Raw genomic sequence first — 23,798 nt, forward strand, 5'->3', positions numbered from 1 at the left:
CCCTGCAAAACGCCCAGGAAGAACTGCAGCACAGCGTCGACCAGGCCACCGAAGACGTGCGGCAAAACCTGGAGACCATTGAGATCCAGAACATCGAGCTGGACCTGGCGCGCAAGGAAGCCCTGGAAGCGAGCCGAATCAAGTCCGAATTCCTGGCCAACATGAGCCATGAAATCCGCACTCCACTCAACGGCATCCTCGGGTTCACCCATCTGCTGCAAAAAAGCGAATTAACCCCGCGGCAACTCGACTACCTGGGCACCATCGAAAAATCCGCCGACAGCCTGCTGGGCATCATCAACGAAATTCTCGACTTTTCGAAGATCGAAGCCGGCAAACTGGTGCTCGACCATATTCCGTTCAACCTGCGCGATCTGTTGCAGGACACCCTGACCATCCTCGCCCCCGCTGCCCACGCCAAGCAGCTGGAGCTGGTCAGCCTGGTTTACCGCGATACGCCGTTGTCGCTGGTAGGCGACCCGCTGCGACTCAAGCAGATCCTCACCAATCTGGTGAGCAATGCCATCAAGTTCACCCGCGAAGGCACCATCGTCGCCCGCGCCATGCTCGAAGACGAGCATGAAGACAGCGTGCAGCTGCGCATCAGCATTCAGGACACCGGCATCGGCCTGTCGAGCCAGGACGTGCGCGCCTTGTTCCAGGCCTTCAGCCAGGCGGACAACTCGCTGTCGAGACAACCCGGCGGGACCGGCCTGGGCTTGGTGATTTCCAAGCGCCTGATCGAGCAGATGGGCGGCGAGATCGGCGTCGACAGCACCCCGGGGGAAGGCTCGGAATTCTGGATCAGCCTGAGCCTGCCCAAAACCCGCGACGACGCTGAGGATCTGCCCGGCCCGCCATTGCTGGGGCGCCGTGTTGCAGTACTGGAGAACCATGAACTGGCGCGCCAGGCCCTGCAGCACCAACTGGAAGACTGCGGCCTCGCGGTGACGCCGTTCAATACCCTGGAAAGCCTGACCAATGGCGTGACCGGAGTGCACCAGACTGAGCAAGCGATCGACCTGGCAGTGCTGGGCATCACCAGCAAAGACATGCCGCCCGAACGCCTCAACCAGCATATCTGGGACCTCGAGCACCTGGGCTGCAAAGTGCTGGTGCTGTGCCCGACCACCGAACAGACGCTGTTCCACCTGTCCGTTCCCAACCCCCACAGCCAGCTTCAGGCCAAACCGGCCTGCACGCGCAAGCTGCGCCGGGCCTTGTCCGACCTGGTCAATCCGCGCCAGATGCGCAGCGAGCCGGGCGAGCCATTGTCGAGCCGTGCCCCTAAAGTGCTGTGCGTCGACGACAACCCGGCCAATCTGCTGCTGGTGCAGACACTGCTCGAAGACATGGGTGCCAAGGTGCTCGCCGTGGAAAGCGGTTTTGCTGCCATCAAGGCAGTGCAGAACGAGACGTTCGACCTGGTGCTGATGGACGTGCAGATGCCCGGAATGGACGGACGCCAGAGCACCGAGGCGATCCGTCAGTGGGAAAGCGAACGGCACTGTACGCCATTGCCGATCGTCGCACTGACGGCCCATGCCATGGCCAACGAGAAACGTGCCCTGTTGCAAAGCGGCATGGATGACTACCTGACCAAGCCGATCAGTGAACGGCAACTGGCGCAGGTGGTGTTGAAGTGGAGTGGCCTGGCCCTGCGCAATCAGGGCCCGGAACGCGCGGGCGATCGACTGGCCGGGGCACCGGAACTGCAGGTGCTCGATCACGAGGAAGGCTTGCGCCTGGCGGCCGGCAAGGCGGACCTGGCGGCAGATATGCTGGCCATGTTGCTGGCGTCCCTGGAAGCGGACCGCGAAGCCATTCGTTTCGCCCGGGACATCGACGACCATAATGCACTGATCGAGCGAGTCCACCGGCTGCATGGCGCGACCCGCTACTGTGGCGTGCCGCAATTGCGCGCCGCCTGCCAGCGCAGCGAAACCCTGCTCAAGCAGCAAGATCCGCGCGCCTACAGCGCCCTTGAAGAACTCGACCGGGCGATCAATCGGCTGGCTGCCCAGGCCCGCATCAACGCCTGACCCAACGCAGATCAACAGGAGGATTGCATGCGCACCATTCTATTCAGCAGCCAGACCTACGACCGCGACAGCTTTCTCGCCGCCGAGCTCCCCGCCGGCATCGAGCTGCAGTTTCAACCCGCGCGCCTGAGTATCGATACGGTCGCCCTGGCTGAAGATCACGAGGTGGTCTGCGCCTTCATCAATGATGACCTGAGCGCCCCCGTGCTCGAACGCCTCGCTGCCGGCGGCACGCGCCTGATCGCCCTGCGCTCGGCGGGCTACAACCATGTCGACCTGGCTGCCGCCAAGCGTCTGGGGCTGCCCGTCGTGCGCGTCCCCGCCTACTCGCCGCATGCCGTGGCCGAGCACGCGGTGGCGCTGATCCTGGCGCTCAATCGGCGCCTGCATCGCGCCTACAACCGTACCCGCGAAGGGGACTTCAGCCTGCACGGCCTGACCGGCTTCGACCTGGTGGGCAAGACCGTCGGCGTCGTCGGCACCGGGCAGATCGGTGCGACTTTCGCGAAAATCATGCACGGGTTTGGCTGCCAGTTGCTGGCGTACGACCCCTACCCCAACCCGCAGGTCGAAGCCCTCGGCGCGCGCTACCTGAGCTTGCCGCAATTGCTCGCCGAGTCGCAGATCATCAGCCTGCACTGCCCGCTCAACGAACACAGCAAACACCTGATCAACCGCGAATCACTGGCGCACATGCAACCCGGCGCCATGCTGATCAACACCGGGCGTGGAGGCCTGGTGGACACGCCGGCATTGATCGATGCACTCAAAGACGGGCAACTGGGTTACCTGGGCCTGGATGTCTATGAAGAAGAGGCGCAGCTGTTTTTCGAGGACCGCTCCGACCTGCCGCTGCAGGACGATGTGCTGGCGCGGTTGTTGACCTTTCCGAACGTGATCATCACCGCCCACCAAGCCTTCCTGACTCGCGAAGCATTGGGCGCAATTGCCGCCACTACTTTGCAGAATATTGCCGCGTGGGCTGGCGGAACCCCGCAAAACCAGGTGGATGCCGGTTGAACCGGATCGAAGGTCAAAGGCCCACCACATGATCGGCGGATGTCCGTGCTAGCATGCCGCGCATATTTGGAGGACCCATGGTCGAACACGATTTCCGCTACACCCTGATGAACCCGCAACACACCCTCACCGAGTGCCGCGCCCTGGTGCCTGGCCGTTATCAGGTCACTGGCAACGGTGGCTCGATTCGCAACAACGACGTGCTGGTGGTGACGCTCAAAGGCAGTAAAGACCTGGCCATGCGCCTGACCGTCGAAACGGTTCGCCACCTGATCAACCCGCCCGGCCAATGGGTGGCGGTGGCCAGTGGTCCGGTGTTCGGCGAACTGGCGATCCACACTTGGAAGGTCAACTGCGACAGCTGCGCCAAAGAGCTGAGTTTCGAGTTTGCGGTGGACGCCAAGCTGGGCAACAAGGCGCAAAAGCCGGCTGCCACTGCACGGATCGCCGAGTTGGGCTGGAGCACGGTTGGGGAAAAACACCTGTGCCCGAAATGCCAGGAGCCTGCGTGATGAAACGCCTCGCCCTGACAGCATTGGTTGGCGCCGGCCTGCTGGGCTGCTCCGCGCAACCGGTGCAACTGCAACAGAATCGCAGCTACATTCTGGAGTGGATCGGCGAACGTCCCTTGATGGATTACAGCCACCTGACCATCACCCTGGGTGAAGACGGTCGCGCCTATGGCAACGGCGGCTGCAACCACTGGTTTGCTCCCTACACCCTGGAAGGCGACAAGCTGAGCTTCGGCAAGATCGGCAGCACACGCAAACTCTGCGGCCCGGCGTTGATGGAGCAGGAAACGCGTTTCCTCCAGGCCCTGGAAAACGTCCAGCGCTGGGATGTGTCGCCGATCGACCAGATGCGCTTCTGGCCAGCGCAAGGCAAACCACTGCGCTGGTGGCTTGAAGAGGGTTAAATCCTAAAAAGATCGCAGCCTTCGGCAGCTCCTACAGAGGCCGCTGAACACCGTAGGAGCTGCCCAAAGCTGCGATCTTTTCTTAGAGACCTCTCAATTCTTGGCCTGCAACGCCTCCAGCTTCGCCAACACCCCCGCCGCCGTCTGCTCACCCAGCAATTGCTCACGCACCTTGCCCTTGTCATCAATGATGTAAGTGACCGGCAACGCCTCACTGCGCGGCACCTCAAACAGTTCCGCCGGGTCCTGGGCCAGCACCGTGAACCCGATGCCCAGTTTCTCGCTGGCGCTCTTCAGCTCTTCGCCCTGCACATTATCGAAGTTCACCCCGAACACGCCGATGTTCCTGCCCTTGAGCTGCTCGGCCAAGGCATTCAGCTCCGGAATCTCGGTACGGCAAGGTCCGCACCACTCGGCCCAGTAATTGAGTACCAGCCATTGTTTGTCCAGACGCTCGGCAGCCACTTTCTGGCCGTTCTGGTCGATCCCGTAATCGTTGCCACATCCCCCCAGCAATAAAGTGCCGATGATCAACAGTGTCGCTGCCAGTCGTCTGTTCATGTCGTGATCCTTGTCGAAAAAGAATACTGCCGCGACCCATTGCCTCCCGAGGTTCTGGAATGCGCGCTGCACAGTTAGAATAGCCGCCACCTTACGCAAGATGCGACCCGCACATGACCGATCTGACGCTTTATCACAACCCGCGCTGCTCGAAATCCCGCGGTGCGCTCGAACTGCTCCAGGCCCGCGGCCTGACACCTGAGGTCGTGCGCTACCTGGAAACACCTCTGGACGCCACGCAAATCCAGAGCCTGCTGAAGAAGCTTGGCATCGGCGCGCGGCAACTGCTGCGCACTGGTGAGGATGAATACAAGACCCTCAACCTGGCCGACGCCAGCCTCAGCGAGGCGCAACTGATCGCCGCCATCGCTGGCCACCCGAAACTGATGGAGCGGCCGATTCTCGAAGTCGGCGACAAAGCCGTGATCGGCCGTCCGCCGGAGAACGTGCTGGAGTTGCTGCCGTGAGCGCGCCGTACATTCTGGTGCTGTATTACAGCCGCAGTGGCTCGACCAATGAAATGGCCCGGCAGATAGCCCGTGGCGTCGAGCAGTCAGGGATGGAGGCTCGCTTGCGCACGGTCCCGGCGATCTCCGCCGAATGCGAAGCCGTGTCGCCGGATATTCCGGACGAGGGCGCGCTGTATGCAAGTCTCGATGACCTGAAAAACTGCGCCGGCCTGGCCTTGGGCAGCCCGACGCGCTTTGGCAACATGGCCGCACCGCTCAAATACTTTCTCGATGGCACCAGCAACCTGTGGCTGACCGGCGCTCTGGTCGGCAAACCTGCGGGAGTATTCACCTCCACCGCCAGTCTGCATGGCGGTCAGGAAACCACGCTGCTGTCGATGATGTTGCCGTTGCTGCATCACGGCATGCTGATCACCGGCCTGCCGTACAGCGAGTCGGCGCTGCTGGAAACCCGCGGTGGCGGTACGCCTTATGGCGCCAGTCACCATGCCGGCGCCGATGGCAAAAGCGGCCTGAATGAACACGAAGTGGCACTGTGCAGGGCATTGGGCCTGCGCTTGGCCAAGACCGCGCAAAAGCTGGGGAACTGACGTGGCGAAAAAGCCGAAGGTGTTGCCGTCCATTGAGTGGCTGGAACCACGGGTTCGGGCCATGCGAGTCATCAGCCTGTTGTGCTATCTGGGGCTGGTCGGCCTGCTGTGTGTTTATTACCTGCTGATTGCCGACCTGCATGGCGCGCGGCCGTGGGTGATCCTGCTGATCGAGCTGGTGCCGCTGTTGCTGCTGGCACCGGGAATGATCCTGGGCAGCCCTCGCGGGCATTCGTGGATGTGTTTTGTGGTGAACCTGTACTTCATCAAGGGCGCATTGGCGGCGTATGACCCGAACCGGCAGCTGTTTGGCCTGTTGGAGATGGGTGCGAGCCTGGCGGTATTCTGCTCGGCGTTGATGTTTGTACGGTGGCGATTTCAGTTGAATCGCAAGTTGGCGGGTGAAGGCGAAATCTCTGTCGCCTGATGCACCGCCTTCGCGAGCAAACCCGCTCCCACAGGCGATCCGCCCCCCTGTGGGAGCGGGCTTGCTCGTGAAGGGTTCAACTCGGGCTCAATGATTCACCGTATAAGCCAGCATCATCGATATCTGGCTCATCGCCCGCCCACCACTCTGTTCATGCCACTGGTTGAACACATCCTGCACCAGAGCCAGATCGCGTTGACTGGTCGGGACCTTGTCGACGATCTTTTGCGCATTCAACCCCGCCACCACGTCATAGCTCGGCACAAATGTGTCCTTGCCGACCATTCGCAGGAATCGTGGGGCCGACAACCCGCCCAACTGATGCCCGCGTTTCTTCAGGAAGGTCCATAACCCGACGATGTCCGTCACTGGCCAATCGGCGATCAACTGACCAAAACTGCCATGCTCGTGGGTGACATCGAGGATGAACTGCGCATTACGCGGCACGCTCTTGAGTTTGCCCAGGTGCCGGATGATCCGCGCATCCTGCATCAGGCGCTCCAGATGTTCGGCACTCATAAGCACGACTTTTTCCGGGTCGAACTTGAAGAACACTTCCTCGAAGGCCGGCCATTTCGCATCCACCAGACTGTGCTTGAGCCCGGCGCGGAATACGCGCAGGGCCATGGTGGAGAGATAACGATCATCGCTGATCTTGCGCAACTGCGCGGGGGACTTGGGAACGGGCAGATGGGCTTCCAGTTCAGCTGCCGAACCGAAGCGGTTCAGGCAGTATTCGTGCAGCCACTTGTAATCGCGCATGCCCTCTCCTGAGGATTAAAAAGAAAAACCTGTGTTCTGGTCAGAGGTTGACGACGTTGACGAACCGCGAGGCAGCGGTTTCATCGATCTTGAGACTGGTGAAATCAAACAAGGTGCGATCCGCCAGCTGGGAGGGGATCACATTCTGCAGGCTGCGAAAAATGCTTTCGGTGCGCCCCGGGGTCTTGCGCTCCCACTCCTGCAGCATGTCCTTGACCACCTGGCGCTGCAGATTTTCCTGGGAGCCACAGAGGTTGCACGGAATGATCGGGAATTGCTTGAAGTCCGAATAAGCCTGGATGTCCTTTTCGTTGCAATACGCCAGCGGGCGAATCACCACGTTGCGCCCATCATCGGCGCGCAATTTAGGGGGCATGGCCTTGAGCGAACCATTGAAGAACATGTTCAGGAAAAATGTTTCGACAATGTCGTCGCGGTGATGACCGAGGGCCATCTTGGTCGCGCCAATTTCGTCGGCAAAGGTGTAGAGCGTGCCACGGCGCAAACGCGAGCACAGCGAGCAAGTGGTCTTGCCTTCCGGTATCAGCTCCTTGACCACCGAATAGGTGTCCTTTTCGACGATGTGGTATTCGACACCCAGTTCTTTCAGGTAAGCCGGCAGGACATGCTCAGGAAAACCCGGTTGCTTCTGGTCCATGTTCACGGCAACGATCTCGAATTTGATCGGCGCGACCTTCTGCAAATGCAGCAGCACATCGAGCATGGTGTAGCTGTCCTTGCCGCCGGACAGGCAAACCATCACCTTGTCGCCGTCTTCGATCATGTTGAAATCGGCGACAGCCTCCCCCGCCTGGCGGCGAAGACGCTTCTGCAGTTTGTTCTGGTTGACCGTGAGTGTGCCCATGACGCGAAATCCGTGAGGTGTGACGAAAGGCGGGCATTTTACGCAAAAACCCGGTCACCACGTAATACCCCGGTTTTGCTGCGAAACATAATGCGATTAGCCGACACATTTACAGCGCAATTTGCTCTAAGTCCCACCACCTGTGCGGTTAAGTCCTTTCTATACTGCGACATAAGGTCGCATGACTATCCAGACCTATCCCTTACTTGGCCACCTTGGCCCGTAGGCGCTCCACCGGGGGGCGATGGTAAAAACAAGAGGAGTGACTGGCATGATCCATCACGTAGTGGGGCTCTTCACCCACCCTGACCAAGAATGGAAGGAGATTCGTGGCGACCAGGAGGAAAGCATCAGCCACATGTATCTCACGCACACCCTGATTCTCGCGGCCATTCCGGCCGTGTCGGCATTTATCGGCACGACCCAGGTGGGCTGGGTCATCGGCAACCGGGCTCCGGTGATGCTGACCCAGGAAAGCGCGCTGTGGATGACGATCATGTCGTACCTGGCGATGCTCGGCGGCGTGGCCGTGATGGGCGCCTTCGTGCACTGGATGGCTCGTACGTATGACGCCAATCCAAGTCTGGCCCGTTGTGTTGCATTTGCGACCTATACCGCCACTCCGCTGTTCATTGGCGGCCTGGCGGCGTTGTATCCACATATGTGGCTGGGGATGATCGTCGGCACCGCTGCCATTTGCTACACCGTGTACCTGTTATATGTCGGCCTGCCGACTTTCATGAACATTCCATCGGACGAGGGTTTCCTGTTTTCGAGTTCGGTATTGGCCGTAGGATTGGTGGTGCTGGTGGCCATCATGGCATTCACGGTGATTGTCTGGGGACTGGGCGTGGGGCCCGTCTATACCAACTGACTTCGCATAAAAAAATATCTGCCAATACAGGCCGCCGTGAGGCGGCCTCTTAATGTGCGCAGTTTGATTTGCGACGACCATTCGGCGCCCGGACGATTCGCAAGCACCCGGGGTTGCGGCATACTCGACGTCTCTGGAGACCCATCAAGCATGCCCGAGCAACTCAATTCCCGCGTCGAAGATTGTTACCTACTCGCTGAATCCTTTTTCAAACGTCCATTCAAACGCCCCGTGGTGAGTCTCAAGCTGCGCGGTCAGAAAGCCGGTGTCGCGCATCTGCACGAGAACCTGCTGCGCTTCAACCCGCAGCTGTACCGGGAAAACACCGAAGACTTCCTCAAGCAGACCGTTGCTCATGAGGTCGCGCACCTGATTGCCCATCAACTGTTCGGCGACCGTATCCAGCCCCATGGTGAAGAGTGGCAGTTGATCATGCGCGGTGTGTACGAATTGCCGCCGAACCGTTGCCACACCTATGACGTCAAACGCCGCAGTGTGACCCGCTATATCTACAAATGCCCTTGCGTCGACAGTGACTTCCCGTTCTCGGCGCAGCGTCATGGGCTGGTAAGGCAGGGGCGTCGGTATTTGTGCCGCCGGTGCCGGAGCACCTTGGTGTTCAGTGGGGAGATGCGGGTCGAGTAGTTCTGTCTTGGAGCAACAGTCCCGTGGGAGCAAAGCTTGCTCGCGCCGATAGCGTGCTCAAGGCCGCTACACAACCACCTTGGCACGCCGCAGTTCTTCGATCCGCTGCACACTGAACCCCAACTCCCGCAACACCTCATCGGTATGCGCCCCTAGCTGCGCACCGATATGCCTGGGCTCAGGCAGGCCTTCGGAAAACTTCAGCGGGCACGCCATCTGCGCTTGGGTCGATCCATCTCCGCGGGGTACTTGCGCCACTACCTCGCGTGCCTGCAGCTGTGGATGGCGCACCGCCTCCCCCAGGCTCAACACTGGCTCAACGCACGCATCGAGCTCGGCAAACAGGGCGCTCAGTTCAGCGAAGTCGTGTTTTTCGAACTCGATCTTCAACGCGTCCTTGAGCTTTTTCTGATGTTCCGGTTGCGCGGACAATCCCAGTTTGGCCATTTCCTCCAGCCCCAGCGCCGTGCACAGCTGCTTCATGAAGGCCGGCTCCAGGCTGCCGACCGACAACCAACGCCCGTCACGAGACCTGTAGTAATCGTAGAAGCTGCCACCATTGAGTACCTGATTTTCCCGTGCTGGCTCCTCACCGCAGGCCAGGAACCCTGCACCCGACATCGCATTCAGGGTGAAAGCGCAATCGGTCATGCTGATATCCAGGTATTGCCCCTGCCCCGTCTGTTGTCGCGCAATGACCGCAGCCAACAGGCCGATCACGCCATGCAGCGAGCCTCCCGCGATATCAGCCACCTGCATACCCAACGGCAATGGCCCACTGTCGGCCCGGCCGGTATGGCTAGCCAGCCCCGCCAGCGCCAGGTAATTGATATCGTGGCCGGCGCGGTCCTTGTACGGGCCGGTCTGGCCATATCCGGTGATCGACACATAGATCAGCTTCGGGTTGATCGCCCTCAGGGCTTCATAACCCAGTCCCAGTCGCTCCATGACGCCGGGGCGAAACTGTTCGAGCAAGATGTCGTGGTCTTGCAGCAACTGCCTGATGACCTCCAGTGCTTCGGGCTGCTTGAGATCCAGCGCCAGGCTGCGCTTGTTGCGATTGAGGTAGGCGTGGCTCGCCGACACACCCTGGTCGTGGGGTGGCAGCACTCGCAGCAGGTCCATGCGAGTCGGCGACTCGATACGTAACACCTGCGCGCCCATGTCCGCCAGCAACAGCGAGGCAAACGGCCCCGGTAATAGCGTCGAAAAGTCGAGGATCTTCAGTGAAGCCAGTGGCCCGAGCATGAGTAATCTCCAGTGCGTTCCCCCAAGCCTAGGCAGACGATGGCAATGCAGCAATTACCGGATGCATCAGTTGCACTGACCGTTGCGCTCAAATCGCGCCCAAGAAAAAACCCGCCGAAGCGGGTTTTCTCATTGCATGAGCCTTACTTGACGTTGCTTGGAGCCGGACCTTCGGCTACGCCCAGGTCGTCTTCTTCACGCTCGTCGGCGATACCACGGCCGCCGGAAGCCAGTTCCGCCTGCAGCACATCGACGTCCAGTTCCTTGACCCACTTGGCCACGACCAGGGTCGCAACGGCGTTGCCCACCAGGTTGGTCAGGGCGCGAGCTTCGGACATGAAGCGGTCGATACCGAGGATCAGGGCCAAACCGGCAACTGGCAGGTGGCCAACGGCAGACAGGGTGGCGGCCAGCACGATGAAGCCACTACCGGTCACGCCAGCGGCACCTTTGGAGGACAACAGCAATACCACCAGCAGGGTGATCTGGTGAGTGATGTCCATGTGGGTGTCGGTAGCCTGGGCAATGAACACCGCGGCCATGGTCAGGTAGATGGCAGTACCGTCGAGGTTGAACGAGTAGCCGGTCGGGATCACCAGGCCTACCACGGATTTCTTCGCGCCCAGGCGTTCCATCTTGATCAGCATGCGCGGCAGCACCGATTCCGAAGAAGAAGTACCCAGCACGATCAGCAATTCTTCACGGATGTAGCGAATCACCTTCAGCACGCTGAAGCCGTGGGCGCGAGCGATACCGCCCAGCACAATCAGAATGAACAGCAGGCAGGTGATGTAGAAGCACGCCATGAGTTGGCCCAGTTGCACCAGCGAGCCTACGCCATAGGCACCGATGGTGAACGCCATCGCACCGAAGGCACCGATGGGCGCCAGCTTCATGATCATGTTGATGATGTTGAACATGACATGGGCGAAGCGATCGATGAAGTCCAGCAGCGGCTTGCCATAGGCGCCCAGGCGATGCAGGGCGAAACCGAAGATCACCGAGAACATCAGCACTTGCAGGATGTCACCGGTAGCGAACGCGCCAACGATGGTGGACGGGATCACATTCAGCAGGAAGCCAACGACGCTTTGATCAGCACCGGCCGCCACATACTGGGCGACTTTGGAAGCATCCAGAGTGCTGACATCGATGTGCATGCCGTTGCCTGGCTGCACGATATTTACCACCACCAGGCCAACCAGCAGGGCGATGGTCGAGACGATTTCGAAATAAAGCAGCGCGTAACCGCCGGTCTTGCCGACCGACTTCATGTTCTGCATGCCCGCGATACCGCTGACGACGGTGCAGAAAATGATAGGAGCAATGATCATCTTGATCAGTTTGATGAACCCGTCACCCAGCGGCTTGAGGGCAACGCCGGTCTGCGGATAGAAGTGACCGAGCAGGATGCCGATGGCGATGGCAACGATCACCTGGAAATACAGGGATTTGTAGATTGGCTGACGAGTCGTCATTGCAAAGTTCCTCAAGAGTGCCCGCTGACAACATCCATCTGTTGTCCATGACACCTGAATTGCGAACCCTCCTGCACTGGAGGGATTTGTTTTTTCGAGCTGCGCGGTGGCAGACATCTGTTGGTTACATCGCAAGGCCCGTGCCACCTTCACCAAACTGCCAGGAAGCCGTTGGCTACCAAGCCTTGCAAGTTTTCCAGTGTCACCGAGCGGTTACCTTGAGGTGGCGGATTCCCGCCCATCTCCACGACACCGTGCGGTAAATTGGCGGATATCCGCCTTGTTGCGAAACCAATCCGTGGCTACTATCCGCCGCTCAACGGACGGACCTCTCTCCATGCGCGAACGCACTATCGCCAGCCATTTCGCCCGTGCCGCCCTTGGTGGTGCGCGGCGACGCGGGTACGATTATTCAGCCCTGCTCCAGGAACTGGGCATCAGCCCAGAGCTGCTTGAAGAGCCCAGAGCGCGGATCGCTCCGGAACAGTTCACCCGCCTGCTTCAGGGCTTGTGGGTGGCGCTGGACGACGAGTTCCTGGGTTTCGGGCGAACAGTCAGCCGGCCCGGCAGCTTCGCGATGATGTGTCACGCCCTGATCCACTGCCGCAATCTGGATAAGGCTCTGCACCGCGGCTTATTGTTTTATAGCCTATTCCCCGACGGCCCGCGCCTGACCATCAGCCGCGAGGACGAAATGATTCGCCTGAGCCTGGACGATTCGCAGTTCTGTGACCCGGATCACTTCCTCAGCGAAAGCCAGCTGATGGTCTGGCATCGATTGGGCAGTTGGTTGATTGGCCAGCGCATCCGGCTGGAACAGGCGACATTCAGCTATCCGCGTCCCGACCACGGTGCTGAATATGATCTGCTGTTCTCCTGCCCCCTGGAATTTTCCGCCGAGCGCAGCAGCCTGGTTTTCCACAGCCGTTACCTGGCCATGCCGTTGCTGCAGGACGAGCGGACCCTCAAGCATTTCCTGCAGCGCTCGCCTGCCGACCTGCTGGCCCGCCCCGACGATGGCGACAGCCTGAGCAGCAGATTAAGACGCTTGCTTAGCCATGACAGTTCGCGCTGGCCCGACCTGGAAGCAGTGGCCGCGCACCTGAGCATCAGCCCGCAGACGCTGCGTCGACACTTGCGAGAGGAAGGCTCGAGCTTTCAGGGATTGAAGGATCAGCTGCGCCGGGACATCGCGATTTATCACTTGAGCCGCACAGACCTGTCGTTGCAACAGATCGCCGAGCAACTGGGGTTCTCCGAGCCGTCGGCGTTTCACCGGGCGTTCAAAAAGTGGACCGGGTTGACGCCGGGTGCCTATCGAGCACAGGAAAATTGAGTGCTCTAGACCACCGAAAAATGAATGCGGAACGCCGCCCCGCCCATGGGTGAATCGTCGAGAGTCAATTTGGCGCTGTAGCTTTCGATGATGTCCTTGACCACTGCCAGGCCAATGCCCTGGCCCGGATGCTGACGATCCAGGCGTTCACCACGCTGGAGAATCCGCGCGCGTTGATCTGCAGGCACACCTGGGCCGTCATCCTCGACGCATAGTTCAATGCCACCTTCGGAGTCGCGCAGGCTGACTCGCACTTCACCCAGGCATAGGCGATACGCGTTCTCCAGCAGGTTGCCCAACATCTCCAGCAGCGCCCCCTGCTCGATTGGCACATAGCAGGGTTCGGGCAGGTCAAAAGTCACCTGCACACGCTTGTCGCGATAGACCTTGTCCAACGTGTCACAGAGGCTCTGCAATACTGGTCGCAAGCGCACCTGATGGCGGACCAGGCCACTTTTACGCAGGCTGGCGCGTTGCAGCTGGTAGCCGATCTGCTGGCTCATGCGCTCGATCTGGGTTTGCAACACCCGAGCCTGATCGCGATTTTCAGAGCGTTGCGCCAGGTCTTCGCTCACCCCTTGCAGAACGGTCAACGGCGTTTTCAGGCTGTGAGCCAGGTCATCGAGGGAATCGCGGTAGCGACTGCGCTGCTCACGTTCACTGTGCAGCAAACGGTTAAGCGAGCCAGTCAGGCGCAGCAGCTCGCGCGGGTGCTGCTCGCTGAGGCTTTCACGGGTTCCGCCTTCGATTTCGTCCAGTTCCTGGCTCAGCCGACGCAACGCGCGCAAGCCCCAGGTCAGGCCAATCCACAGCAGCGCCAGCAGGACCAGCAATGCGGCGCCGAACCCCAGGTAGAGATTCTCCCGCAACCCTTCGAGGGTAACCTCATACTCACGTACCGGCTGCAGGGCGACGATGCTGAACGCTGCGCTTTTACCGCCGAGTAATTTGACCTCGACGTCATAGACGAAGAATTCCTGCCCATTGGCTTCACGAATCCTGGCGAACTCGTTGCCGCGCCCGTCGTAGCGGGGTGTGTAATTGATGTGTTCTTCCTGGGTTCCATTCGAACGCCAGACCAGGTGGCCATCGCGATCATAGATGTAACCCAGCAATCGGCCGTCAGTCAGGTTAAATCGCTCGTCGGGCAGTTGCGCCGGCATCCGCAAGCTGTTGTCTTCCACACGAGCGGCAGAAATCAACGTAGTCACGTCCGACGCAAGGCGCTGCTCGATGGAATCCTGCAATGCCAGACTGAAGGCGCCCTGCATCGCCGGCAGTAACGCCAGCATGAACAACACTGCCAGTATCGTGGCAGCGAGCATCAGACGAACACGTAGCGAACGAATCAAGTGCAGCGCTCGGTAAACAGGTAACCGAGGCCACGCACGGTATCTATCGGCTTAAAGCCTGCCGGCCCCTCAAGTTTGCGACGCAGTCTTCCCACCAGTACTTCAATGACATTCGGATCGCGCTCGTCGTCATCGGGGTAGAGCTGCTCCATCAAGCGATCCTTGGGTACCACCTGCTGATGGTGACGCATCAGATACTCGAGAATCCGATACTCGTAGGCGGTCAGTGCCAGCGGTTGCTCGTCCAGGGTCGCCTGTTTGCGATTGAGATCAAGCAGCAGTGGCCCAGCCACAATTGTTGACTGGGTAAAGCCACTGGAACGGCGCAACAATGCATTAAGTCGGGCGTCCAGTTCTTCGAACTGAAACGGCTTGACCACGTAATCGTCGGCACCAGCGGCCAGCCCTTCGACTTTGTCCTGCCAATTGCCGCGGGCAGTCAGGATCAGGATAGGAAAGACCTTACCCTGCGAACGCAACTGGCGGATCAGATCGAGTCCGCCCATGCCAGGCAGACCGAGGTCGATAATCGCCAGGTCGTAATTAAATTGCTCGGCCTGATACAGGGCCTCTTCGGCGTTGGCCACCGACTGCACCACATGACCATTGTCCGTGAGGCGGGTTTGCAAGTGATGACGCAACAGCGCTTCATCTTCGACAACCAGCAACTTCATTGCAGACTCCCTAGAAAACGAAAATCTCCAGGGGCACTGCGGTGCACCTCGAGGGCTAACGGGCCTGGTATAAACCTTATGAAAGGATCAACGCAGGCCCGTCTTTGAACGCATATTAGAAAGCGTAGTTGGCGGCCAGATACGTCTGGGCGCTGCTGGTCAGATTCAGCGAGCCCTGCTTGCTGCCGTTACGTTCGTTCATCTCGGTACTGGCATTGCTTCGCAGATAACGATACCCCAGTTCGAGCGACGTATTTTTCGAAACTTGTTGCAGAACTCCCACTTGTCCGCCCAAGGCATAGCCGATATTGCTGTCGCGACTGAAACCACCGGACTCCTGGGTCAGTTTGGTCAAGCCTGCAGTCGCACCGCCGAACAGTTTGGTGGAGTCGCCCAGTGGGTGAAAGAGATCAAAGCTGCCCAGCAGGTTTTCCTGACGCAGCTTGATGCCGTTGTGCGAGCCCGATACATTTTCATAGGTGCCATAGTAACGAGCCTGGTTACTCTGCTGTCCCAGGCGAACACCCCAAGTGCCGCTCTTGTCGATAGCGCCGTTGGCGTTCGGGTGGCCAAGGTTATCGTTCAGGGCATGGGATTTTTGATCTTGTCGCTGGTCTGTCCAAGAGTAAAGCTGGCGAAGTTGTCATTGGCCATGGCAGCGGTACTTGCGCCCATAACGGTGATCGCCAGCAGCAGTTTTTTGAATCCAGTCATTGGGTGTTTCCTTGTGTTGTTATGTGCTTGTTGGGTATGGGAGAAGATTACTCAGCTCGCCCTGAACTCCCCCTGAACACCTTCTGAACCTGGGCTGAACCAGATGGAACAGACTCTTTTCAATAACTGACTTGCGGGAGATGCAATCATGCGTATGTTTCTGGCCCTCGTATTAATTGCCTTGAGCGGGCTTAGCCAGGCGGCCATCAAGGCCCAGGAAATCCCCTACCAGAGCGCGGACGGCACCCGGCTCATCGGCTATTACGCCTACGACGACTCGATAAAGGGCCCGCGCCCGGGGGTAGTAGTGGTGCATGAATGGTGGGGCCTCAATGACTACGCCAAGCGCCGCGCCCGCGATCTGGCGGCCCTGGGCTACAGTGCCTTGGCCATCGACATGTATGGCGATGGCAAGAACACCGAGCACCCGAAAGACGCAATGGCGTTTATGCAGGCGGCCCTGAAGGACAGCTCGGCGGCGAGTGCGCGCTTTCAGGCGGGACTGGATCTGTTGAAACAACAACCGCAGACCGACCCACAAAAACTTGCGGCCATCGGTTACTGCTTCGGCGGCGCGGTGGTGCTCAACGCGGCCCGCCAGGGAGTACCGCTGGCGGGAGTGGTGAGCTTCCACGGCGCGCTGGCGACGCAGACGCCGGCCACTCCAGGCAAGGTCAAGGCGAAGATCCTGGTGGAGCACGGCGCATTGGACAGCATGGTCACTGCGGATAATGTCGCGGCGTTCAAGGCGGAAATGGACAAGGCCGGCGCGGACTATCAGTTCGTCAGCCTTGAAGGCGCCAAGCATGGCTTCAGCAATCCTGATGCCGACCGCCTGGGCCATGGCGATCATGGTGGGCCGGATATCGGTTACAACAAGGCCGCAGATGAAAAGTCCTGGGCGGACATGCAGGCGTTCCTGAAGAAGATCTTTTCTTGAACCAAGGCTGAGCAAGGCCTCTGTGGCGAGCCCGCTGGCTCGTCACGAGGCAGCCAAAAGGTTCTTCGACTCTACCCAGCCAGGAGGCAACCCGGCAAAATGCCAGACATGAACCATCCAACTGCCCTGCCCGCCTGCTGTACGCCGCTCGACGCTCATTGGCCGCTGCCGTTTGTGCTGCCCGAGACTGTCCTGCTGAGCACTCACTTCGACAGTACCCTGCTGGCTCACAACGACTTTGAACGCAGTGCCGTTGCCCCCCCTGCAAGCATCCAGCGCTCTGTCGCCAAGCGCCAGGCCGAATTTCTCGCCGGGCGAGTGTGTGCCCGGGCGGCACTGCAGCAGCTGGAGGGCCTCGATTTCATCCCGGCGATAGGCGAAGACCGGGCACCGGTATGGCCGGCGCACATCAGCGGGTCCATCACCCATAGCACCGGGCGCGCTGCTGCGATCGTCGCGAACAAGGCGCACTGGCGTGGCCTGGGCATGGACCTGGAAAATATCCTCAACCCGGAACGCGCCGAGCGGCTGGCGGGGGAAATACTGACTGCAGCGGAGTTGAAGCGCATGGCGGCTGGTCGGCGCGAGGATCTGGCGCTGCTGGTGACCCTGACGTTTTCGGTAAAGGAAAGCCTGTTCAAGGCACTGTATCCAATCGTGCAGCAGCGTTTTTACTTCGAGCATGCCGAAGTGCTCGAGTGGAGCGAGCGTGGTGAAGTTCGCCTGCGCTTGCTGACAGATCTGTCCAGCGAATGGCGCAACGGTTCACAACTGGACGCGCAATTTGCAGTGATGGACGGGCAGTTGCTGAGCCTGGTCAGCGTCGCGGCGTGATTGTCAGCGCTTTTCCTGATTGCGTGGCCAGCTCAGGCTGAAACAGGCTCCCCCCAGGCTCTTGCTCTTGCCGATCAGCGCGCGACCGTCGTGCCAATGAATGATCCGCCGGACGATCGACAAGCCCAACCCATGCCCGCCCGACGCTCGAGTGCGACTGTCGTCCAAGCGTAGGAACGGAGTGAAAATTCGCTCCCAGGCGATTTCCGGGACGCCCGGCCCGTCATCCTCGACGTCTATCCTGCAGCGCTGTTGTCCCACCTGATAGCTGACAGTGACCCTGGACGTTGCATGGCGCATGGCATTGCTCACCAGATTCTGCAAAGCCCGGTGCAGGTAACGCGGCTCGGCCTCGACCCACGCGTCATCGCAATCGGCGGCAGACAGGCACAGGCCTCGTTGCACCGTGACTTCGGCCCGTAGCGGCGCCAATTCCTCGATAACCTGATTCACCAGCGCATCCAGATCGATTCGCTGGAAGTTCAAGGCCGGCGAGCCCTGTTCGAGGCGCGCATAAGTGAGCATTTCGTCCACCAGCTTATCGAGGTCCTCGATGTCGTGGTCCATGCCTTCACAATACTTTTGCAATGCCTGGGGAGTCGTGGCGGAGCCGATCATTTCCAGGCCAAACCGCAGTCGCGCTACCGGCGTGCGCAGCTCATGGGACACCGCACGGACCAGTTCTCGCTGAATTGCCAGCAACTGCTGCAAGTGCTCGGCCATGCCATTGAAGGCCGACGCCAGGCGCCCTACCGAGTCTGCACCACGGGTCGGCACGCGGGTTTCCAGGCTGCCCTTGGCGATGCGAGTAGCAGCGGCCTCCAGACCACGCAAGCGGCGCTCCAGCTGGCGCACCAGCAAATACACGATCAGGCCGATGAGGCTCAAACCGAGGGCCGCGATCAATACCAGCCACTCTGGAGGGTATGGGTTCATCTGGTACAGCGGACCGATCTCCAGCACCCACGGCGTACCGACCATGCCGGCAAATACCCGGATTGAATCCCCGCCCTTGCCCAGCGCCATCACCGTGTCGCCCTCGGACACCCGGCGACTCTGGTCCTCATCCATGTCGGCTTGATCGACGGTGACCAGTCGCAGGTCGAAACCAAAACCCTTGTCTTTCTTCAACTGGGCGAGGCGCTTGGGTTGCTCAGCCACCGGAACGCGCACCAGCTCGTCAGCCAACAGGTAGATAGTCGCCCGGGCCAACTGCTCGCTGATCTGCTGCACCTCTCCGGTCAACATCAGCTGTTCCTTGTCGCTGACCAAGCGGTAGACCATCGCCGCGTGCGGCCCGGTCTGCTCCACCAGGGCCTGGCCGCGCAGCACGCGAGTTCGCTGGGTGAGGTCCAGATCAGTCTGGGCGAACGTCTTCAACGATAGCGGAATGCCCAGCAGGCGCTCCCAAACCAGCAGCGCACGATGGCGCTCGGTCTGGTTCATCGGTTGCAGGTTGTCGGCCATCAGCGAGAACGTGCCATGGGCCAGGCGCTCACGGTATTGCTCGCTACGCACCTCGTTAAGGAGGTGCAGGGCAAGCACGCCGAGCACAGCCACGAGGATCAGTGCGGCGCACATCCCGCCGTAGATTCGCAGGAAAATCGAGTTCACAGGGTGCAGGCTTCCGGCACGAACAGATAACCCTTGCTCCGGATGGTTTTGATCAAGCGTGGATGGTCCGGGTCGTCGCCGATTTTCGGGCGGATACGCGAGATGCGCACGTCGATGGAGCGGTCCTGGCCGTCATAACCAATACCGCGCAATGCGGTGAAAATTTCTTCCCGCGAAAGAATGCGACCGGCATTGTCTACCAGCAGCCACAGCAGATCGAATTCGGCACTGGTCAGTTCGATGCTGGCATCACGCAGCCAGGCTTCACGCAAGGCGTTGTCCACAATCAGCGGACCAAACTGCAGGCGGCGCTGTTTTTCCGGGGGAATTTCAGGACCTTCGCTGCGCCGCAACAACGCCTGGATACGTGCCAGCAACAGACGCGGGCGAACCGGTTTGCACACATAGTCATCGGCCCCAAGGTCCAGGCCCAGGATCTGATCGGTGTCGTCGGTACGGGCGGTCAGCATCAGGATCGGTCCGTCGTAGCGGTCGCGGACCTTGCGACAAATGCTCAAGCCATCCTCGCCGGGGAGCATCAGGTCAAGGATTACCAGGTCCGGCTGATCCTTGAGTATCCGCGCTGCGGCCAAGGCACCATCGCCTTCGATCGAAACGCGCAGGCCGTTGGCTTCCAGGTAATCGCGGGTCAGTTCGGCCAGTCGCTGGTCGTCCTCCACAATCAATACCTGCCAGGCTTCTTGCTCCACGGTGACCTCTACTTGCCGAAACGCTATAAGGAAGGATCCGCCCGTTTTTTTGTAATGAATGGGGTGGATAATAATGCGTGTGTACAGGCCGATTGTATAAACGGCGCACACCGAGAACACAAGCCGGCAAATGCGTTCGGATATGACCATTTTTTGTGGTAGGGTTCGCGCCCTTAAAAAACCACGGGGCAGTTTTTCGCCGGTAAAAAACCGTGACAAACGGTCCGATCCAGCAGGGTCGCGGGCTACACGCTGGTTCCAGGTTTCACGCACAATATACACACAGGTTTATCCACAGGTAGTACGTTGCAACACCCTCCAAAACGCACTATCTTGTAGCCCGACGCAAAAAAAACCCTACATGTAGGGTTTTGCAGAAAAAACCAAACACAAACCGGACATCAAATTCAAGCGCTTTTATCGCCTCTGTCTGGTTGATTTTTACGTATTTATGAAAGACCAGACCGTGCAAGCGGATGGCTACTGTTTTTGCGCAGAAAACGGCGAAAGCGGTACGGGTGTTGCAGTCCTCAACTGTCACCCAAATGGAATGCGGATTCAGGCTAAAGGCCGGAACCAAGACTTCGGCATGGAAGCGGCGCCCCAATAGCCCCCTTCCTGATCTGTCCCGAAGTTGTATACCCGGCGCCTCGCCGGTTGTAGTGCTTCAGGACAGAACGGTGGGCACCGTCATGGTGCCCAAACAAACATAGAGAATGTGGAGACAACCCCCCATGCAAACCGACACAACTCGCGAGAACCCGCAAGGCTCCTTGCCGCAGGCTGCTGATTCGACTTCGGATCTGTCCGCCACCGCGCCTGGCCAGCTGCGCGTGATCAAGCGTAACGGCACTGTCGTTCCTTACACCGACGACAAGATCACCGTCGCGATCACCAAAGCGTTTCTCGCAGTTGAAGGCGGCACCGCTGCCGCTTCGTCGCGAATCCATGACACCGTTGCGCGCCTGACCGAACAGGTCACTGCGACTTTCAAGCGCCGCATGCCATCGGGCGGCACCATCCACATCGAAGAAATCCAGGACCAGGTTGAACTGGCCCTGATGCGTGCCGGCGAGCAGAAAGTGGCGCGCGACTACGTGATCTACCGCGACGGTCGTTCGAAAGAACGCGCCGCCCACGCACCGGCCGAGGAAGCGGTCAACGCTCACCCGTCGATCCGCATCACCCGCGCCGATGGCACCTTTGCACCTCTGGACATGGGTCGCCTGAACACCATCGTCACCGAAGCGTGCGAAGGCCTGGAAGAAGTCGACGGCGACCTGATCCAGCGTGAAACCCTGAAGAACCTGTACGACGGCGTGGCCCTGACCGACGTCAACACCGCGCTGGTAATGACCGCCCGTACCCTGGTCGAGCGTGAGCCGAACTACTCGTTCGTGACCGCCCGCCTGCTGATGGACACCCTGCGTGCCGAAGGCCTGGGCTTCCTGGGTGTCGCCGAAAGCGCGACCCACCACGAAATGGTCGACCTGTACGCCAAGGCCCTGCCTGCCTACATCGCCAAGGGCATCGAATTCGAATTGCTGAACCCGATCCTGGCCACTTTCGACCTGGAAAAACTCGGCAAGGCGATCAACCACGAGCGCGACCAGCAGTTCACGTACCTGGGCCTGCAAACCCTGTACGACCGTTACTTCATCCACAAGGACGGTATCCGTTTCGAACTGCCGCAGATCTTCTTCATGCGCGTGGCCATGGGCCTGGCGATCGAAGAGAAGAACAAGGAAGATCGTGCGATCGAGTTCTACAACCTGCTGTCGTCCTTCGACTACATGTCGTCGACCCCGACGCTGTTCAACGCCGGCACCCTGCGTCCACAGCTGTCCAGCTGCTACCTGACCACCGTGCCGGATGACCTGTCCGGCATCTACCACGCGATCCACGACAACGCCATGTTGTCCAAATTCGCTGGCGGCCTGGGCAACGACTGGACCCCGGTACGTGCCTTGGGTTCTTACATCAAGGGCACCAACGGCAAGTCCCAGGGCGTGGTTCCGTTCCTGAAAGTGGTGAACGACACCGCCGTTGCCGTTAACCAGGGTGGCAAGCGCAAAGGCGCTGTCTGTGCCTACCTGGAAACCTGGCACATGGACATCGAAGAGTTCATCGAGCTGCGCAAGAACACCGGTGATGATCGTCGTCGTACCCACGACATGAACACCGCCAACTGGATCCCTGACCTGTTCATGAAGCGTGTCTTCGATGACGGCAAGTGGACCCTGTTCTCGCCGTCCGAAGTACCAGACCTGCACGACCTGACCGGCAAGGCCTTCGAAGAGCGTTACGAGTACTACGAAGCCCTGACCGAGTACCCGGGCAAGGTCAAGCTGTTCAAGACCATCCAGGCCAAAGACCTGTGGCGCAAAATGCTGTCCATGCTGTTTGAAACCGGCCACCCATGGCTGACCTTCAAGGACCCGTGCAACCTGCGCAGCCCGCAGCAGCACGTCGGCGTGGTCCACAGTTCCAACCTGTGCACCGAGATCACCTTGAACACCAACAAGGACGAGATCGCCGTCTGCAACCTGGGCTCGATCAACCTGCCGAACCACATCGTCAACGGCAAGCTGGACACCGCCAAGCTGGAACGCACAGTGAACACCGCCGTGCGCATGCTCGATAACGTGATCGACATCAACTACTACTCGGTGCCACAAGCGAAGAACTCCAACTTCAAGCACCGTCCGGTTGGCCTGGGCATCATGGGCTTCCAGGATGCGCTGTACCTGCAGCACATTCCTTACGGTTCCGACGCTGCCGTCGAGTTCGCCGACAAGTCCATGGAAGCGGTCAGCTACTACGCGATCCAGGCTTCCTGCGACCTGGCCGACGAGCGCGGCGCCTACGAGACGTTCCAGGGTTCGCTGTGGTCCAAAGGCATCCTGCCGCTGGACTCGCAACAGATCCTGATCGAACAACGTGGCCAGAAGTACATCGACGTTGACCTGAACGAATCCCTGGATTGGGCACCGGTTCGCGCCCGTGTACAGAAAGGCATTCGTAACTCCAACATCATGGCCATCGCACCGACCGCAACCATCGCCAACATCACTGGCGTATCGCAGTCGATCGAACCGACCTATCAGAACCTCTATGTGAAATCGAACCTGTCGGGCGAATTCACCGTGATCAACCCGTACCTGGTTCGCGACCTGAAGGCTCGTGGTCTGTGGGACTCGGTCATGATCAACGACCTGAAGTACTACGACGGTTCGGTTCAACAGATCGAGCGCATCCCGCAAGAACTCAAAGAGCTCTACGCGACTGCCTTCGAAGTGGACACCAAGTGGATTGTTGACGCGGCAAGCCGTCGTCAGAAGTGGATCGACCAGGCTCAGTCGCTGAACCTGTACATCGCTGGCGCTTCGGGCAAGAAGCTGGACGTGACCTACCGCATGGCCTGGTACCGTGGTCTGAAAACCACTTACTACCTCCGTGCCCTGGCCGCGACCAGCACCGAGAAGTCGACCATCAACACCGGTAAGCTGAACGCTGTTTCCAGCGGCGGCAACCACGGTGACGACTCGGTCCTGGCAGCGCCAGCCGGCCCTGCTCCAGTGCCGAAGGCTTGCGCCATCGACGAGCCGGATTGCGAAGCTTGCCAATAAGCTGAGCCCGTGAGCGCTGAAAGGCGCTTACCTGAAACCCCCGATCAGTCCTCTGGATTGTCGGGGGTTTTCTTTTGCCTGTAGGAGCGAGCTCGCT

Annotated in this window: 23 protein-coding genes and 1 pseudogene; 13 read left to right on the forward strand and 11 right to left on the reverse strand. The window is 59.7% G+C overall.

Annotated elements, in window-relative coordinates; translation table 11 throughout:
- The 4 genes from ORL50_RS27890 to ORL50_RS27905 all read left to right on the forward strand — a co-directional run.
- Positions 1 to 2,042 (forward strand): response regulator (locus tag ORL50_RS27890; protein WP_266019843.1); only part of this gene is annotated, 2,042 nt, incomplete at its 5' end.
- Positions 2,043 to 2,069: 27 nt separating this feature from the next.
- Positions 2,070 to 3,062: a 2-hydroxyacid dehydrogenase gene (locus ORL50_RS27895; protein ID WP_266019845.1), complete on the forward strand. Its 993-nt coding sequence runs from the start codon at positions 2,070 to 2,072 to the stop codon at positions 3,060 to 3,062.
- Between the two features lie 77 nt (positions 3,063 to 3,139).
- Positions 3,140 to 3,574, forward strand: a complete 435-nt coding sequence (locus ORL50_RS27900) for a hypothetical protein (RefSeq protein ID WP_266019847.1) — start codon at positions 3,140 to 3,142, stop codon at positions 3,572 to 3,574.
- The gene (locus ORL50_RS27905; RefSeq protein ID WP_266019848.1) at positions 3,574 to 3,978 is read left to right on the forward strand and encodes an META domain-containing protein; all 405 of its coding nucleotides are present in this window, start codon (positions 3,574 to 3,576) and stop codon (positions 3,976 to 3,978) included. Before ORL50_RS27900 ends, ORL50_RS27905 begins: the two co-directional genes overlap by 1 nt.
- Positions 3,979 to 4,071: 93 nt before the next feature.
- Here ORL50_RS27905 and ORL50_RS27910 read toward each other — a convergent pair whose 3' ends face one another.
- Positions 4,072 to 4,539, reverse strand: a complete 468-nt coding sequence (locus tag ORL50_RS27910; RefSeq protein WP_266019849.1) for a TlpA family protein disulfide reductase — start codon at positions 4,537 to 4,539, stop codon at positions 4,072 to 4,074.
- 113 nt (positions 4,540 to 4,652) lie between these two features.
- On the opposite strand from ORL50_RS27910, the gene arsC reads away from it, so the two are divergent.
- Genes arsC through ORL50_RS27925 form a run of 3 tightly spaced genes read left to right on the forward strand, consistent with a single transcriptional unit; the run spans position 4,653 to position 6,026 of the window.
- Positions 4,653 to 5,006 (forward strand): arsenate reductase (glutaredoxin), encoded by a 354-nt coding sequence (arsC, locus tag ORL50_RS27915; protein WP_266019850.1) that lies wholly within the window; start codon positions 4,653 to 4,655, stop codon positions 5,004 to 5,006.
- On the forward strand, positions 5,003 to 5,599 hold the full coding sequence (wrbA, locus tag ORL50_RS27920) for an NAD(P)H:quinone oxidoreductase (RefSeq protein WP_266019851.1): 597 nt from the start codon (positions 5,003 to 5,005) through the stop codon (positions 5,597 to 5,599). Before arsC ends, wrbA begins: the two co-directional genes overlap by 4 nt.
- Before the next feature lies 1 nt (position 5,600).
- Positions 5,601 to 6,026, forward strand: coding sequence for a DUF2069 domain-containing protein (locus ORL50_RS27925; protein WP_266019852.1), 426 nt, complete (start codon positions 5,601 to 5,603; stop codon positions 6,024 to 6,026).
- An 87-nt stretch (positions 6,027 to 6,113) separates the two neighbouring features.
- Here the strand turns inward: ORL50_RS27925 and ORL50_RS27930 are convergent, their stop codons facing one another.
- Both ORL50_RS27930 and ttcA read right to left on the reverse strand, forming a co-directional pair.
- A complete protein-coding gene (locus ORL50_RS27930) occupies positions 6,114 to 6,788 on the reverse strand; it encodes a DNA-3-methyladenine glycosylase I (RefSeq protein ID WP_266019853.1) in 675 nt (224 codons plus the stop codon).
- A gap of 40 nt (positions 6,789 to 6,828) precedes the next feature.
- A complete protein-coding gene (ttcA, locus tag ORL50_RS27935) occupies positions 6,829 to 7,653 on the reverse strand; it encodes a tRNA 2-thiocytidine(32) synthetase TtcA (RefSeq protein WP_266019855.1) in 825 nt (274 codons plus the stop codon).
- 271 nt (positions 7,654 to 7,924) lie between these two features.
- Between ttcA and ORL50_RS27940 the strand changes: the two genes are divergently transcribed.
- Positions 7,925 to 8,527 (forward strand): Yip1 family protein, encoded by a 603-nt coding sequence (locus ORL50_RS27940; RefSeq protein ID WP_122839090.1) that lies wholly within the window; start codon positions 7,925 to 7,927, stop codon positions 8,525 to 8,527.
- Between the two features lie 150 nt (positions 8,528 to 8,677).
- Positions 8,678 to 9,172, forward strand: coding sequence for a SprT family zinc-dependent metalloprotease (locus ORL50_RS27945; RefSeq protein WP_266019856.1), 495 nt, complete (start codon positions 8,678 to 8,680; stop codon positions 9,170 to 9,172).
- A 66-nt stretch (positions 9,173 to 9,238) separates the two neighbouring features.
- Here ORL50_RS27945 and ORL50_RS27950 read toward each other — a convergent pair whose 3' ends face one another.
- Both ORL50_RS27950 and ORL50_RS27955 read right to left on the reverse strand, forming a co-directional pair.
- Positions 9,239 to 10,420, reverse strand: coding sequence for a CaiB/BaiF CoA transferase family protein (locus ORL50_RS27950; RefSeq protein ID WP_266019857.1), 1,182 nt, complete (start codon positions 10,418 to 10,420; stop codon positions 9,239 to 9,241).
- 143 nt (positions 10,421 to 10,563) lie between these two features.
- Positions 10,564 to 11,898, reverse strand: coding sequence for a dicarboxylate/amino acid:cation symporter (locus tag ORL50_RS27955; RefSeq protein WP_266019859.1), 1,335 nt, complete (start codon positions 11,896 to 11,898; stop codon positions 10,564 to 10,566).
- Positions 11,899 to 12,235: 337 nt separating this feature from the next.
- Here ORL50_RS27955 and ORL50_RS27960 point away from each other — a divergent pair, with 337 nt between their 5' ends.
- On the forward strand, positions 12,236 to 13,234 hold the full coding sequence (locus ORL50_RS27960) for an AraC family transcriptional regulator (protein WP_266019861.1): 999 nt from the start codon (positions 12,236 to 12,238) through the stop codon (positions 13,232 to 13,234).
- Positions 13,235 to 13,239: 5 nt separating this feature from the next.
- Here the strand turns inward: ORL50_RS27960 and ORL50_RS27965 are convergent, their stop codons facing one another.
- The 3 genes and pseudogenes from ORL50_RS27965 to ORL50_RS27975 all read right to left on the reverse strand — a co-directional run bounded on the left by ORL50_RS27965 (position 13,240) and on the right by ORL50_RS27975 (position 15,974).
- A complete protein-coding gene (locus ORL50_RS27965; RefSeq protein ID WP_266019862.1) occupies positions 13,240 to 14,586 on the reverse strand; it encodes an ATP-binding protein in 1,347 nt (448 codons plus the stop codon).
- Positions 14,583 to 15,260: a response regulator transcription factor gene (locus tag ORL50_RS27970; protein WP_266019863.1), complete on the reverse strand. Its 678-nt coding sequence runs from the start codon at positions 15,258 to 15,260 to the stop codon at positions 14,583 to 14,585. The genes ORL50_RS27965 and ORL50_RS27970 overlap by 4 nt, the downstream gene beginning before the upstream one ends.
- A gap of 115 nt (positions 15,261 to 15,375) precedes the next feature.
- A pseudogene (locus ORL50_RS27975) lies at positions 15,376 to 15,974 on the reverse strand (hypothetical protein).
- A 148-nt stretch (positions 15,975 to 16,122) separates the two neighbouring features.
- Between ORL50_RS27975 and ORL50_RS27980 the strand changes: the two are divergent.
- Positions 16,123 to 16,914 (forward strand): dienelactone hydrolase family protein, encoded by a 792-nt coding sequence (locus ORL50_RS27980; protein ID WP_266019864.1) that lies wholly within the window; start codon positions 16,123 to 16,125, stop codon positions 16,912 to 16,914.
- 108 nt (positions 16,915 to 17,022) lie between these two features.
- Complete coding sequence (locus tag ORL50_RS27985; protein ID WP_266019865.1) at positions 17,023 to 17,748, forward strand: 4'-phosphopantetheinyl transferase family protein; 726 nt, start codon at positions 17,023 to 17,025, stop codon at positions 17,746 to 17,748.
- A 3-nt stretch (positions 17,749 to 17,751) separates the two neighbouring features.
- Here the strand turns inward: ORL50_RS27985 and ORL50_RS27990 are convergent, their stop codons facing one another.
- The 3 genes from ORL50_RS27990 to ORL50_RS28000 all read right to left on the reverse strand — a co-directional run bounded on the left by ORL50_RS27990 (position 17,752) and on the right by ORL50_RS28000 (position 20,679).
- The gene (locus ORL50_RS27990; RefSeq protein ID WP_266019866.1) at positions 17,752 to 19,362 is read right to left on the reverse strand and encodes an ATP-binding protein; all 1,611 of its coding nucleotides are present in this window, start codon (positions 19,360 to 19,362) and stop codon (positions 17,752 to 17,754) included.
- Positions 19,359 to 20,072, reverse strand: a complete 714-nt coding sequence (locus tag ORL50_RS27995) for a response regulator (RefSeq protein WP_266019868.1) — start codon at positions 20,070 to 20,072, stop codon at positions 19,359 to 19,361. Before ORL50_RS27995 ends, ORL50_RS27990 begins: the two co-directional genes overlap by 4 nt.
- Before the next feature lie 328 nt (positions 20,073 to 20,400).
- Positions 20,401 to 20,679, reverse strand: coding sequence for a hypothetical protein (locus ORL50_RS28000; protein ID WP_266019870.1), 279 nt, complete (start codon positions 20,677 to 20,679; stop codon positions 20,401 to 20,403).
- A gap of 127 nt (positions 20,680 to 20,806) precedes the next feature.
- Between ORL50_RS28000 and ORL50_RS28005 the strand changes: the two genes are divergently transcribed.
- Complete coding sequence (locus ORL50_RS28005) at positions 20,807 to 23,701, forward strand: ribonucleoside-diphosphate reductase subunit alpha (protein WP_266019871.1); 2,895 nt, start codon at positions 20,807 to 20,809, stop codon at positions 23,699 to 23,701.
- Positions 23,702 to 23,798: the final 97 nt, after the last annotated feature.

This window comes from Pseudomonas sp. RIT-562, from assembly GCF_026241895.1.
GTDB lineage: Bacteria > Pseudomonadota > Gammaproteobacteria > Pseudomonadales > Pseudomonadaceae > Aquipseudomonas > Aquipseudomonas mandelii_F.